The sequence below is a fragment of the Segniliparus sp. genome (genome assembly GCF_051660745.1).
Taxonomy (GTDB): Bacteria; Actinomycetota; Actinomycetes; order Mycobacteriales; family Mycobacteriaceae; genus Segniliparus.
On the sequence record NZ_JBOFQF010000004.1, the window covers coordinates 60,038 to 74,516 of the forward strand.

Consider the following 14,479-nt stretch of genomic DNA (forward strand, 5'->3'; position numbering starts at 1 on the left):
CCCTCAATTTCTTTGAACGCTTGCATCGTGCGAGGCCTGGGACTTCTCGGCAAAGCTCTACCCTATCCGAACCGCACGATGACGAGCGACTGGCCCAGGTTGATGACGTCGCCGTCGGCGAGCTGCCATTCCGACACCCGCTCCCCGTTGACCGAGGTGCCGTTCGTCGAGCCGAGGTCCTGGAGCACGGCCCGCTGCCCGTCCCACCAGATCCGGCAGTGCTCCCGAGACACCGCTTTGTCGTCCAATTGGACCTGCGCCGTCGCGCCGCGGCCGAGCACGCTGACCCCGTGCGCGAGCTGGTGCTGGCGGCCGGAGCCTTCCGTGAGGCGCAGCACGCGCCGCACGTTCTGCCGATGCGACGGCGCGGGAGCGGGGGCGGAGGGGCCAGATCCGGACGAGGCTCCGGCGGGGCCTGCGCCTGCGGCGGAGTCCGCCGAGCTGGAAATCCGCAGCTGGCCTTGGCGCATTTGGTCCGAGGCCTCCAGTCGCACCGACACGGGGCGGCGCACCGTCCAGCCCTGCGCCGCGATGAACTGCTCCAGGTGGCGGGTCAGCACCTTCGTGACCTCGTCGTAGTGCTCTTCGAGGTGCTCGACGTCGGCTTGGCCGAGCCGGATCGTGTACTGGTCCGAAGTCACCGGCTGGCCGTCCGAACCGGTCCGAACGCCCATGGCAGCTTCCCGTTGCAGGCCCGCTTGCACCTCGCTCACCTGCAAATTCCCGCCAAAGACGCGGGCAAAGGCGTCGCCGATGGCGCCTTCGAGGGTGCGCTCGATGCGCTGGACCATTCCCATACCTTGTCAGGTTACCTGGTTCGCCGGGCGAAACGAACCACCAATGCAGTTTCTGCGCGCAGAAAATTTTGCAATATGGGGATTGCTTGAAGGCAACAAGAACGTGTTCGAGGGCGGCCGCGAATTCGGCGCGGCAAGCCCTTCTCCGCCGGCCTTTGTTTGTCAGCGCAGAGCATTACCGTGGTCGTCATGAGCTTGGCGGACTTCTCGGCGGCGACACAGGAGTGGTTCGCGGCCGCGCTCGGCTCCCCGACCCCGGCCCAAGCCGAGGCGTGGGCCTCGATCGCGCGCGGCGGGCACACGCTGGTCAGCGCGCCAACCGGCTCGGGCAAGACCTTGGCGGCCTTCCTCTGGGCGATCGACCGGCTGCATGCGCAGCCGCCGGGCCCGGACCGCGCGACCCGGATCCTCTACATCTCGCCGCTCAAAGCGCTCGCCGAGGACGTGCGGCGCAACCTCGAAGTCCCGCTCGACGGGATCGCCGAAGCCTCGCGGCGGGCCGGGGCTCCGGTCCCGGAGATCAGCGTCGGCCTGCGCTCGGGGGACACCAGCGCCGCGGGCAGGCGCGAGCTTGTGCGCAGACCGCCCGACATCCTCATCACCACCCCGGAGTCGTTGTTCCTCATGCTCACCTCTCGGGCGAGGGAAACGCTCGCCCAGGTGCGCACGGTCATCGTGGACGAGGTGCACGACCTCGTGGGGACCAAACGCGGCGCGCACCTCGCGCTCTCGCTCGCCAGGCTCGACGCCTCCCTCGACCGGCCCGCCCAACGCGTCGGCCTGTCTGCCACGGTGCGTCCGCTCGAGGAGGCGGCGCAGTTTCTCGCGAACGGGCGCAGTCTCGCAGGCTCCGGCGATCCGGTCGGGATCGTCGCGCCGCCCGCCGCGAAGACGTGGGACCTCGAAGTCCGGGCCGCAGCCGAGGACCTGTCCCGTTTGGACGAGGAAGTCGCGGCTTCTGGCCGCAACTCTGTGTGGCCCAAGGTGGAGCAGGCGGTGCTGGAGATCGTCCTCCAGCACCGGTCCGCCATCGTCTTCGTCAACTCCCGCACCACGGCGGAACGTTTCGTCGCGGCGCTCAACGAGCGGTGCGCGGCCGCCGGGGCAGGCCCGGAGCCGGTCGCCAACGCGGCGGTCCCAGGCGGGATGCCCGCGGCTATCTCCTCCACCGCGTACACCTCGAACGGGTTCGACCCTGTCTTCGCCAAGGCGCACCACGGATCGGTGAGCAAAGAGGCCCGGGCGTTGGTGGAGGCCGACCTCAAGGCCGGGCGGCTGCGCTGCGTCGTCGCGACCAGCAGCCTCGAACTCGGCATCGACATGGGCTCGGTCGACGTGGTGGTCCAGATCGGCTCCCCGCCGTCGGTGGCGAGCGGGCTGCAGCGGGTCGGCCGCGCAGGCCACCAGGTGGGCGCGGTGTCGCGCGGCGTCGTCTTCCCGCTGCACCGGCTCGACGTCGCGCATTGCGCGGTGACGGTGCGGCGGATGCGCGCCGGGGAGATCGAGTCCATCAAAGTGCTGCGGAACCCCCTCGACGTGCTCGCCCAGCACACCGTCTCCGCCTCGGCGGCCGCTGGCGAGGCGGGGCTGGGCGTGACGGCATGGTTCGAGACGGTCCGCGCCGCCGCGCCGTTCCGCGACCTGCCCCGCTCGGCCTACGAGTCCGTCCTCGACCTGCTGTCCGGCAGGTATCCCGCCGACTTCTTCGGCGAGCTGCGGCCCCGATTGGTGTGGGACCGCGCGAAGGACACGTTGACCGCCCGGCCCGGCGCGGCGATGCTCGCCGCGATCTCTGGCGGCACGATCCCCGACCGGGGCCTCTACGGCGTGTTCCTCGTCGGCGAGGCTTCCTCAAAGGCAGGCGGGGCCCCTGCGTCCAGGGTGGGCGAGCTCGACGAGGAGATGGTCTACGAGTCGAGGGTCGGCGACGTCATCCAGCTCGGCGCGGCCAGTTGGCGGATTATGGAGATCACCCACGACCGGGTGCTCGTGGTCCCGGCGCCCGGCTTGCCCGCGCGGCTCTCGTTCTGGAAGGGGGACGGCCCTGGCCGCCCGGCCGAGCTCGGCCGGGCGGTGGGCCAGTTCTTGCGGGAATGCGACAGTTTGCGGGAATGCGACGGCATGGAAGACCCGTCGCCCGACGGGCTCGACGCGTATGCGGCGGCGAACCTCGCGTCCCTCCTCGACGAGCAGCGCGCTGCCACCGGCGTCCTGCCGACCGACGAGACGCTGGTCGTCGAGCGGTTCCGCGATCCGTTGGGGGATTGGCACATCGCGCTGCTCTCCCCGTACGGGGGCGCCGTGCACGCCCCGTGGGCGCTGGCCGTTGCGGCGAGGCTGCGGGAGCGCTACGGCTTCGACGAGTCTCCCGCCGTCAACGACGACGGCATTGTGGTCCGGCTGCCGGACACCGACGGCGCGCCGCCTGGCGCGGAGCTGTTTGTTTTCGAGCCAGACGAGATCGAGCGCGTCGTGGAACGCGAGCTCGGCGGTTCCGCGCTGTTCGCCGCGCGGTTCCGCGAATGCTCCGCCAGGGCGCTCCTCTTGCCCCGCAAGCGGCCGGGGCAGCGGACGGCGCTGTGGCTGCAGCGGCTGCGGTCTGCCCAGCTGCTGGACGTCGCCAAGGGCTATCCGCAGTTCCCGATGCTTCTGGAGACCATGCGCGAATGCCTGCAGGACGTCTACGACTTGCCCGCGCTCGTCGGGCTTCTGAGCCGGATCGAGCAAAGCAGCCTCCAGCTGGCCGAAGTCGAGACGCCGTCGCCGTCCCCGTTCGCGCGCTCGCTCCTCTTCGGGTACGACGGCCTGCACATGTACGAGGACGACCGGCCCCTCGCCGAACGCCGGGCGGCTGCGCTTCGGGTCGACGAAGGCTTGCTCGGGGAGCTGTTGGGGCGCGGCGAGGCGCAGGACCTCCTCGATCCGGAGGTCGTCCGCAGGATCGAGCTGGAGCTGCAGCGCCTCGCGCCGCAGCGCCGGGCGCGCACCGGCGAAGCGCTGATAGACCTGTTGCGCGAGCTGGGCCCGCTCACCACAGACGAAGTGAACGAGAGGGCCGAGGAGGGCTTGTGGACGGCGCTGCCGCACTTCCACGAGCATGCCCGCGTGACCCGGTTCGAGCGCGGCGGCCAGCAGTGGTGGGCCGCTCCCGAGGACGCCGGGCGGCTCCGCGACGCGCTCGGGATCCCGCCGGAGCCCTGGGTTCCCGAAGCGTTCCTCGATCCGACGCCCGATCCGCTCGGCGACCTCGTCGCCCGCTACGCGCGCACGCACGGCCCGTTCACGGCGCAGGCAGTCGCCGACCGGTTGGGGTTGGGCGGCGCTGTCGTCGCCGAGGTGCTCGGCAGGCTGGGGACGGTCGTCCGAGGGCGGTCCTCAGGCGAGTGGTGCTCGCGCGATGTGATGAGCAGGCTGCGCAAGGGCTCGCTCGCCGCGCTGCGGCAGCAGATCGAGCCGGTGGGCCGTGCCGAGTTCGCCCGTTTCTTGCTGGGCTGGCAGCACGTCGGCAGCCCGCCGCGCGGGGCCGCTGCTCGTCCGCTGCGCGGAGCCGCAGGCCTGCTCGACGTGGTCGACCAGCTCGCAGGGGCCCGCCTGCCGGTCTCGGCGTTGGAGACGCTGATCCTTCCGTCGCGGGTGGCGGACTACGCCCCGGCGCTTCTCGACGAGGCGCTCGCCTCGGGCGAGGCGTATTGGGCCGGGGCGGGGGAGGGCTGGGTGCGGCTGTACCCGTCCGATCTCGCGCCGTGGCAGGAGGAAGAGCCCAAGCCAGAGGAGGACGGCGAGCTCGCCGAAGCGATGTTGCGCGCGTTGTCCAGCGGCGGGGCGTTCTTCCTCGCGCAGATCGAGCGCGCCGTCGCGGCGGAGGGCCCGGCGACGGCGCAGCAGTTGCAGGACGCCCTGCGCGCGCTCGCATGGTCGGGCAGAGTCACCTCCGACACCTTCGCGCCGGTGCGCGAATGGGCGGCGCCGACGAAGAAAACCGCGCACGGGGGCGCCGCCCGCTTGCGGGGGAGGGCCTCGCATCGCAGCAGAAGGCCCCGGCTGGCCGCTCCCCGCGCCACGGGCACGGGCGGACGTTGGGCGCTCGTGCCAGGACGGGAGCCAGACCCGACGGCGCGAGCCCTCGCCAGGGCGCAGGCGCTCCTCGACCGCTATGGCGTGGTGACCAGGGACGTGGTCTCGGCGGAGGAGGCCGGGTTCTCCGCGCTCTACCAGGTGCTGGTCGCGATGGAGGACGCGGGCGCATGCCGGAGGGGCTATTTCGTGGACTCGCTCGGCGGAGCCCAGTTCGCAGCGGGCAGCACCGTCGACCTGCTCCGCGACCGGACCCGAAGCGGGCCGAAAGCGGTCGCGCTCGCCGCGACCGACCCGGCCAACCCCTACGGCGCCGGGCTGCCCTGGCCGGAGCTCCCCCACAAGCAGGAGGGATCCCTGCCGAGCGCGCGGCCCGGACGCAAGGCCGGGGCGGTCGTCGTCCTCGTGGACGGCGAGCCCGTGTTCTATCTCGAACGAGGCGGCGCGAGCCTCGTCTCGTTCCGGGCCGACGGAGCCGACGCGGCGGCAGAGGCGTTGGCGCAGGCGGGACGGCGGCTGGGCGGGCTCGTCGTGGAGCGCTTGGACGGCGAGAGCGTGCACGGCGCTCGGGGCGATATCGTGGACGCGCTGATTGCGGCGGGGTTCGCCTTGGTCCCGAGGGGGCTCCGGCTGCGATGAATCCAATTGGCTTCCGCAGGGCGTCTGTGGTAAATTCTCTCCGCTGAACTTGAGATCGAGTCGGCAACGAGATCACAAGTCTCCCCAGGGCAAGTGGCGCGGTGTTCATCATTCGCCACCCACCTGGAGCAATAATTGAGACCGCAAGTCTCCCCGGGCAAGTGGCGAAATGGCAGACGCGCTGGCTTCAGGTGCCAGTGTCCGTAAGGACGTGGGGGTTCAAGTCCCCCCTTGCCCACAGAGAAAAAGCCAGCGCGAGCGCGCTGGCTTTTTTCATGGCCGGACGGTTCATGGCCGGACGGTTCATGGCCGGGAGGTTCATGGCCGGGCGGCTGCCCAAGCGCGGTGCTCGCGTCCGAGCGCGGTTGCAGGCTCTGCGCCGTCGATCCATTCACGGGCGATGGCGCTGAAGTTCAACGCCGGGCGCAGTTGGCTGAGCAGCGCGACGAGCTGGGCGTCCACCCTGACCCGGAGCGCGTGTTCGTTGGGCAGGTTGACCTGGCGCAGCGCGGCCCCCTCCGGAGTGCCCGAGTCGGTGTACACGCTGACGGTCTCGTTGACGACCTCGGGGGTCAGCTCGATCGTCTCGTCGTGGAGGAACCATCGGGTGATCAACGCGAACGCGCCCGCGACGTCGTCCACGTCGACGGAGTCCTCGATGAGCGCCCCGCGAGCGCGCAACAGCGCGACGAGCCGAGCCCCGTCGCGGGCCGAGATGGCGTGGAAGATGGCGAGCTCGGCCTCGGCCGTGGCCTCGTCGATGCGCTTGACGAGGCCGAAGTCGAGGAATCCGACACGGCCGTCCGCCAAGAGGAGCACATTGCCGGGATGGGCGTCCCCGGAGAACATCCGCAAAGCGTAGGGAGCGCTGCCGTAGAAGCGGAAGACGGCCTCGGCGATCCGGTTGCGCTCTCCGAGCGGCCGGTCGTACGCCGAGCTGAGCGGGCTCCCGTCGAGCCATTCGGTCACGAGCACGCGCCGGGTCGACAGCTCCAGCGCCGGGGCGGGGACGCGGATGAACGGGTGGTCTGTGTAGAAGTCGGCGAGGGCGCGGGTGCTGGCCGCCTCTTTCTGGTAGTCGAGCTCCTCGGTGAACCGATGGTCCAGCTCTTCGGACAGGCTGCGCACGTCCTGGTCTATCTGCAGGACCCTGGAGAACGCGGCGAGGAAGATCCGCAGGTTGCTCAGGTCCGAGCGGATGATCCGCTCGATATCGGGGTACTGCGCTTTGACCGCGACTTCTCGTCCGTCGTGCAGCCGGGCCCGGTAGACCTGCCCGATCGAGGCCGCCGCAACGGGTTGCTCGCAGAACTCGGCGAACGTGGCGGGGATCGGCCCGAGCTCCTGCTCGACGCGGGCGCGCATGATCGCCCAGTCGACGGCAGGCACATTGCTCTGCAGCGCGGCAAGTTTCTCTTGGATCTCCTGGCGCTGGTCGGGGCCGAACAGCCCGACGTCCATCACGGAGAGCATTTGCCCGAGCTTCACCGCGATGCCGCGCATCGAACCGAGCGCGATGACGAGCCGTTCGACGGCTGCCATCTTGCGGGCGTCGAGATGCGCCTTCGCCCGAGCCTCGGAGCGGGTGAGGTTCGCCGCGTGGGTGGCGGCCCGCTTCGCGGTCTCCTTCCCGGCGAGCGCCCCGAGCTGGGCGAGCCGTCCCGTTCGGGAAGTGCGCGTCTTCGGTTCCACGGGGCGCTCCTCTCCTTGGTCGCCGTGCCGCGTTGAAATGCCGCCAGGCGGTGGCTTTCGCCGCCCCAGTTCTATCACGCCGCCCGTCATAAACCTCCGGCAAGGTGACATGCGACACTTGTCGCAGGCGTCGGCGGCGGCGCGTGTGGGCGCCGCGCTTGTGATCACGTTGTTTGTCCGCGCGAGCGTGATTTATGTATCACCGGCCGGCACTAGCGTCGCGCCACAACTTGCCGTATCCTCTGCTCAGACAGACCGTCGAGACCGAAGGAATTCCAAACATCATGGGGAAACGACACCTCGTACTCGCTGCAAGCGTAGCCCTGCTCGGCTCGGCCGCGCTTGGCGTGGCCCCGGCCTCGGCGGAACCCGACAAGGCTGCCTGCAAGTCTTTGAGCGACCTGCAGCCGAGGCTTGAGGCGCTGGTCTCCAGCGTCAACGGCGTCAGCTCCAAAGAGCGCGACAGCCGCGAGGGCACTGAAGACCCCGAGGCGAAACTCGCGTCTCGGGAGAACCAGCTCAGCCAGACCATCGACCTCCAGAACGCGGGCGCGGACCAAATGCGCGGCGTGGCGGACTCTGTGGAGAACCCACAGGTGTCGGGTGTGCTGAGCAACTGGGCAGACTCGCTCAACAGCTTCTCGGAGGCGCTGCAAGGGCGCATCGACGACGGCCTCGACGACGATCCGGACCCGAAGACCGCGTCTTGGCTGCACGCCGCCGCGATGCGGGTGAACCTGGCTGCGGACGCCTACCGTGCGACGCTGAAGTCGGTTTGCGCCGCTCCTCCCTCCTCCTGACGACCCCCTAACCGTTTGAGCACCACCAGATGAACTGTAGCCCCGGCCCTCAAGGGCTTTACCACCCATCCGAAGAGCACGATTCCTGCGGCGTGGCGATGATCGTGGACATCCACGGACGTCGCAGCCACGCGCTGGTGACCAAGGCGATAGCGGCCCTGGTCAACCTGGACCATCGTGGGGCGGCGGGGGCGGAGCCCAACACCGGCGACGGAGCGGGGGCGCTCATCCAGGTGCCTGACCGGTTCTTGCGCGCGGTCGCCGGGTTCGAGCTCCCCGAGCTGTACGCCACCGGCATCGCCTTCCTGCCCCAGGGCGGGGCGGACGCCGAGGACGCCGCGCAAGCGGTGGAGAAGATCGTCGCCTCCGAGGGCCTTGCCACGATCGGCTGGCGCGAGGTGCCCGTCGACGACTCGTCGCTCGGCGCTTTGGCGAGGGACGCGATGCCGACGTTCCGGCAGATCTTCATCGCCGACCCCAACGGCCAGCTGCAAGGCCTGGACTTCGAGCGGCGGCTGTACGTCGTGCGCAAGCGCGTGGAGCACGAGCTGCGCCATGGCGACGAGCGGGTGTACTTCCCGAGCCTCTCGTCGCGGACCCTGGTGTACAAAGGCATGCTCACCACGCTGCAGCTGCGGGAGTTCTACCCCGACCTGCAGGACGAGCGCGTCGAGTCCGCCGTCGGCATCGTGCACGCCCGGTTCTCCACGAACACGTTCCCCTCGTGGCCGCTCGCGCACCCCTACCGTTTCATCGCGCACAACGGCGAGATCAACACCGTCGCGGGCAACTCGAACTGGATGCGGGCCCGCGAGTCGCTGATCCGCGGCGACGTGTTCGGCGGCCCTGAGGCGCTGGCGAAGATCTTCCCGGTGGTCACGCCGGGCGCCTCGGACACGGCCCGGTTCGACGAGGTCGTCGAGCTGTTGACCTTGGCGGGGCGCTCGCTGCCGCAGGCGATGCTCATGATGGTGCCGGAGGCGTGGGAGAACAACCCCGACATGCCGAAGGCGCACCGGGACTTCTACCGCTACCACGCTTCTCTCATGGAGCCGTGGGACGGCCCGGCCGGGATGTGCTTCACCGACGGCACGCTGGTCGGGGCGCTCCTCGACCGCAACGGCCTGCGGCCTGGCCGGGTGTGGATCACCGACGACGAGGTGATGGTGGCCTCCGAGGCCGGGGCGTTCCCGGTCGCGCAGGAGAAGATCGTCGCCAAGACCCGCCTGCAGCCGGGCCGGATGCTCCTCGTGGACACCGCCGAGGGACGGATCATCAGCGACCAGGAGGTCAAAGACGAGCTGTCCGCAGCCCACCCGTACGGGGAGTGGCTGAAGGCGCAGATCACGCTGGACGACCTGCCCAAGCGCGAGACCGTTCGGATGAACCACGAGCGGGTGCTCAACCGGCAGCAAGTGTTCGGGTACACCAACGAGGACATGAACATCCTGCTCAAGCCGATGGCGCTGACCGGGCAGGAAGGCATCGGCTCGATGGGCACGGACACGCCCATCGCGGCGCTCTCCGAGCGTCCGAGGCTGCTGTTCGACTACTTCCAGCAGCTCTTCGCGCAGGTCACGAACCCGCCGTTGGACGCGATCCGCGAAGAGATCGTGACGAGCATGATGGGTTCGCTCGGCCCCGAGCGCGACGTGCTCAACCCCGAGCCGCTGTCGTGCCGCCAGGTGCAGCTCGACCACCCGATCCTCTCGAACGACGACTTGGCGAAGCTCGTCGCGGCCAACGACGACGGCAGCTACCCGTGGCTGCGCTCGACGGTCATCCCCGGCCTGTACCCGGTGGCGAAGGGCGGCGAAGGCATCGCGGCGGCGCTCGACGTGATCCGCTCCCAGGCGTCTGACGCGATCGCGGGCGGCGCCCGGCTCATCGTCCTCTCGGACCGCAACTCGAACGAGTCGCTGGCGCCGATCCCGTCGCTCCTGCTTGTCGCCGCCGTGCACCACCACCTCATCCGCGAGAAGACCCGCACCAAGATCGGCCTGATCGTGGAGTCCGGCGACGCGCGCGAGATCCACCACCTCGCGGCCCTCCTCGGCTGCGGCGCGGCGGCGGTCAACCCGTACCTCGCGCTCGAGTCGCTGCACGACTTGGTGGAGCGCAAGGCGCTGCCGGGCCTCACCTACGCCAAGGCGGAGAAGAACTACCTGAAGGCGGCCAGCAAGGGTGTCTTGAAGATCATGTCCAAGATGGGCATCTCGACGCTCGCCTCCTACACCGGCGCCCAGCTCTTCCAGGTGATCGGCCTGGACCAGGGCCTGGTGGACGAGTACTTCGCCGGCTTGCGCAGCCAGCTCGGCGGGGTGGGCCTCGACGAGCTCGCCGCCGATGTCGGCGTGCGCCACCACCGGGCGTTCATCGAGCGCCCGGAGGAACGGGCGCACCGCGAGCTCGAAGTCGGCGGCGAGTACCAGTGGCGGCGCGAGGGGGAGTACCACCTCTTCAACCCGGAGACGGTGTTCAAGCTGCAGCACTCCACCCGCACGGGCCGCTACGACGTCTTCAAGGAGTACACGAAGGCCGTGGACGAGCGGGCCGAGAAGATCGGCACGCTGCGCGGGCTCTTCGAGTTCGACACCCGTGGCCGCTCGCCCATCCCGATCGAAGAGGTCGAGCCGATCGCCGAGATCCTCAAGCGGTTCTCCACCGGCGCGATGAGCTACGGCTCGATCTCCGCCGAGGCGCACGAGACGCTCGCGATCGCGATGAACCGGATCGGCGGCAAGTCGAACTCCGGCGAGGGCGGCGAGGACGAGGAGCGCTTCGTCCCCGACGAGAACGGCGACTGGCGGCGCAGCGCGATCAAACAGGTCGCCTCCGGCCGGTTCGGCGTCACCTCGCACTACCTGGTCAACTGCACCGACATCCAGATCAAGATGGCGCAGGGCGCGAAGCCCGGCGAGGGCGGCCAGCTGGGCGGGCACAAGATGTACCCGTGGATCGCGAAGACCCGGCACTCCACCCCGGGGGTCGGGCTCATCTCCCCGCCGCCGCACCACGACATCTACTCGATCGAGGACCTCGCGCAGCTCATCTACGACCTGAAGAACGCGAACCCGCAGGCTCGGATTCACGTGAAACTGGTGTCCGAGATCGGCGTCGGCACGGTCGCGGCGGGCGTCTCGAAGTGCCACGCCGACGTCGTCCTCATCTCGGGCCACGACGGAGGCACCGGCGCGAGCCCGTTGAACTCGCTCAAGCACGCGGGGGCCCCGTGGGAGATCGGCCTCGCCGAGACCCAGCAGACCCTCCTGCTCAACGGCCTGCGGGACCGCATCGTGGTCCAGGTGGACGGGCAGATGAAGACGGGCCGCGACGTGGTCGTCGCGGCGCTCCTCGGCGCCGAGGAGTTCGGCTTCGCGACCGCGCCGCTGGTCGTCGAGGGCTGCGTCATGATGCGCGTGTGCCACCTCGACACCTGCCCGGTGGGCGTCGCGACGCAGAACCCGGTGCTGCGCGCCCGGTTCGACGCGAAGCCCGAGTTCGTCGTGAACTTCTTCGAGTTCGTCGCGGAGGAGGTGCGCGAGCTCTTGGCGAGCCTCGGCTTCCGCACCTTGCAGGAGGCCATCGGCCAGTCGCAGCACCTGAACACCTCGCGCGCGCTGTCGCACTGGTCGGGGGAGAAGGCGGGCAAGCTCGACCTCTCGCCGATCCTGCACCAGCCGGACTCGCCGTTCATGAACCAGGCCCCGTACTGCACGAGCAAGCAGGAGCACGGTCTTGAGAAGGCGCTCGACCAGCTGCTGATCGCCCAGGCCCGCGAGGCCATCGACCAGGGCGTCCCCGTGGTCGTCGAGTCGAAGATCGGCAACCTCAACCGGTCGGCGGGCACCATGCTCGGCTACGAGGTCACCAAGGCGCACGGCGCGGCGGGGCTCCCGGAGCACGCCATCACGGTCGAGTTCACCGGCACGGCGGGCAACAGCTTCGCCGCGTTCGTCCCCAAGGGCGTCACGCTGCGCCTGCACGGCGAGGCGAACGACTACGTCGGCAAGGGCCTTTCCGGCGGGAACGTGACGATCCGCCCGTCCGAGGAGTCCTCGGCGCGACTGGTCGCCGAGGAGAACATCATCGCGGGCAACGTGGTGCTGTTCGGCGCGACGAGCGGGCACGCCTTCATCCGGGGCGTCGCGGGCGAGCGGTTCGCGGTGCGCAACTCCGGGGCCACTGCGGTGGTCGAGGGCATCGGCGACCACGGCTGCGAGTACATGACCGGCGGCCGCGTCGTGATCCTCGGCCCGGTCGGCCGGAACTTCGCGGCGGGCATGTCCGGCGGCATCGCCTACGTCTACAACCCGGACGAGACCTTCGAGCGCAAGGTGAACCGGGAGTTCGTGGACCTGGAGGATGTGGACGCGGACGACCAGTCCTGGTTGCACGACCTTTTGGCCCGACACGTCGAGGAGACCGGCTCCTCGGTGGCGAAACGGGCGCTGGACGCTTGGGACAACGAGCGGCGGAACTTCGTGAAGGTGATGCCGCGCGACTACAAGCGGGTGCTCATCACCATCGAGCGGGCGCTGGCCGAGGGCCGCGACCCCGACAAAGCGATTATGGAGAGCATCAATGGCTGATCCGAGCGGCTTCTTGAAGCACACGATGGCGAAGCTCCCGCCGCGCAGGCCGGTGCCGTTGCGGCTGCGGGACTGGAACGAGGTCTACCAAGATTTCGACGAGGCGACCCTGCGCGTGCAGGCCTCGCGCTGCATGGACTGCGGCATCCCGTTCTGCCACCAGGGCTGCCCCCTCGGCAACCTCATCCCGGACTGGAACGACCTCACCCGGCTCGGCCAGTGGCGCGAGGCGATCGAGCGGCTGCACGCGACGAACAACTTCCCCGAGTTCACGGGCAGGCTGTGCCCCGCGCCGTGCGAGTCGGCCTGCGTCCTCGGCATCAACCAGGACGCGGTGACGATCAAGCAGATCGAGGTCGAGATCATCGACCACGCCTTCGAGGAGGGCTGGGTCTCCCCGGTCCACCCGCACCAGCTCACCGGCAAGCGCGTCGCCGTGGTCGGCTCGGGCCCTGCGGGCCTCGCCGCCGCGCAGCAGCTGACCAGGGCGGGCCACATGGTCACGGTCTTCGAGCGGGACGAGCGTATTGGCGGCCTGCTGCGGTACGGCATCCCCGACTTCAAGATGGAGAAGCGGCACATCGACCGCAGGCTCGTCCAGATGGAGGCCGAGGGCACGATCTTCCGCACCGGCGTGAACGTCGGCGTCGACATCACCGTCGAGAAGCTGCGCAAGAGCTACAACGCGGTGGTGCTCGCGGTCGGCGCGCTGGAGCCGAGGGACCTCGACGTCCCGGGCCGCGAGCTCGACGGCGTCGTGCAGGCGATGGACTACCTTCCGGACGCCAACCGGGCCCTCTACGAGGAGCGCGCCCCGAAGATCGACGCCAAAGGCAAGCGCGTCGTCATCATCGGCGGCGGCGACACCGGCGCCGACTGCCTCGGCACCGCGCTGCGCCAGGGCGCGGCGAGCGTGCACCAATTCGACATCAACCCGCTGCCGCCTGTGGTGCGGGACGAGAACCACCCGTGGCCGACGTACCCCCGCATCCTGCGCAACTCCGCCGCGCACCAAGAGGGCGGCGAGCGCGTGTTCGCGGCCAACACAGTGGAGTTCGTCGGCAAGGACGGCAAGCTCGTCGGCCTCAAAGCCCATGAGGACGTCCAACGCGAGGGCAGGACGATCGTCTCCGTCGGCTCGGAGTTCACGCAGGAGACCGAGCTGGTGCTCCTCGCGCTGGGCTTCACCGGCCCGCAGCGCCCGGACCTCTTGGACAAGCTCGGCGTCGAGCTCACCGAGCGCGGCGACGTCAAACGGGACGCGAACTACCACACGACCGTGGAAGGCGTCTTCGTCGCGGGCGACGGCGGACGCGGCCAGTCGCTGATCGTCTGGGCCATCGCCGAGGGCCGCGCCGCCGCGGCTTCGGTGGACGAGTGGCTGGAGGGCGAGACGGCGCTGCCGAGCCCTGTCGAGCCGCACGAGCAGCCCATCGGCTGATGCCCTGGCCCATGCGCGCGGAGGCCGAGACGCTCAAGCGGCAGTTCGGCCTGGCGCGTGTCGCCAGATTGGCCTCGGCGGACGAGTCCGCCCGCCCGCATCTCGTGCCGGTGGTCTTCGCGCTCCGCGGCGATGTCGTGGTGATCGCGGTCGACCACAAGCCGAAATCCACTGCCGCGCTCAAGCGGATCAGCAACATCCAGGCGAACGACCAGGTCAGTTTGTTGGTCGACGGATATGACGACGCGGACTGGACTCGGCTTTGGTGGACCAGGATCGACGGAACGGCGCGCATCGTGGCCGAAGGGGCGGACCACGCGAAGGCTGTCGCCTGGCTCTGCGAGAAATACCAGCAGTACCGGGACTTCCCGCCAACCGGCCAGGTGATCTGGATCGAGATCACGACAGTGAGGGGATGGTCCCACCACGGCTAAGCCGATTCCG

General features: G+C 69.7%; 7 protein-coding genes and 1 tRNA gene. 6 read left to right on the forward strand and 2 right to left on the reverse strand.

Going from position 1 to position 14,479, the window contains the following annotated elements:
• Window positions 1–62 precede the first annotated feature (62 nt).
• Window positions 63–797, reverse strand: a complete 735-nt coding sequence (locus ACRC20_RS02265) for an FhaA domain-containing protein (protein WP_438684712.1) — start codon at window positions 795–797, stop codon at window positions 63–65.
• A 189-nt stretch (window positions 798–986) separates the two neighbouring features.
• Here ACRC20_RS02265 and ACRC20_RS02270 point away from each other — a divergent pair, with 189 nt between their 5' ends.
• Window positions 987–5,510 carry an ATP-dependent helicase gene (locus tag ACRC20_RS02270; protein WP_438684713.1) on the forward strand — a complete coding sequence of 1,508 codons (4,524 nt, stop codon included), beginning with the start codon at window positions 987–989 and terminating at the stop codon, window positions 5,508–5,510.
• A 155-nt stretch (window positions 5,511–5,665) separates the two neighbouring features.
• Window positions 5,666–5,748 (forward strand) — tRNA-Leu (locus ACRC20_RS02275).
• A gap of 80 nt (window positions 5,749–5,828) precedes the next feature.
• Here the strand turns inward: ACRC20_RS02275 and ACRC20_RS02280 are convergent.
• Window positions 5,829–7,202, reverse strand: a complete 1,374-nt coding sequence (locus ACRC20_RS02280; RefSeq protein ID WP_438684714.1) for an ABC1 kinase family protein — start codon at window positions 7,200–7,202, stop codon at window positions 5,829–5,831.
• A gap of 284 nt (window positions 7,203–7,486) precedes the next feature.
• Between ACRC20_RS02280 and ACRC20_RS02285 the strand changes: the two genes are divergently transcribed.
• The 4 genes from ACRC20_RS02285 to ACRC20_RS02300 are packed head-to-tail and all read left to right on the forward strand — an operon-like array spanning window position 7,487 to window position 14,469.
• Window positions 7,487–8,002: a hypothetical protein gene (locus ACRC20_RS02285; RefSeq protein ID WP_438684715.1), complete on the forward strand. Its 516-nt coding sequence runs from the start codon at window positions 7,487–7,489 to the stop codon at window positions 8,000–8,002.
• Window positions 8,003–8,031: 29 nt separating this feature from the next.
• On the forward strand, window positions 8,032–12,594 hold the full coding sequence (gene gltB, locus ACRC20_RS02290) for a glutamate synthase large subunit (RefSeq protein ID WP_438684716.1): 4,563 nt from the start codon (window positions 8,032–8,034) through the stop codon (window positions 12,592–12,594).
• Window positions 12,587–14,035, forward strand: coding sequence for a glutamate synthase subunit beta (locus ACRC20_RS02295; protein ID WP_438684717.1), 1,449 nt, complete (start codon window positions 12,587–12,589; stop codon window positions 14,033–14,035). The genes gltB and ACRC20_RS02295 overlap by 8 nt, the downstream gene beginning before the upstream one ends.
• A complete protein-coding gene (locus tag ACRC20_RS02300; protein WP_438684718.1) occupies window positions 14,035–14,469 on the forward strand; it encodes a TIGR03668 family PPOX class F420-dependent oxidoreductase in 435 nt (144 codons plus the stop codon). The genes ACRC20_RS02295 and ACRC20_RS02300 overlap by 1 nt, the downstream gene beginning before the upstream one ends.
• Window positions 14,470–14,479 lie beyond the last annotated feature (10 nt).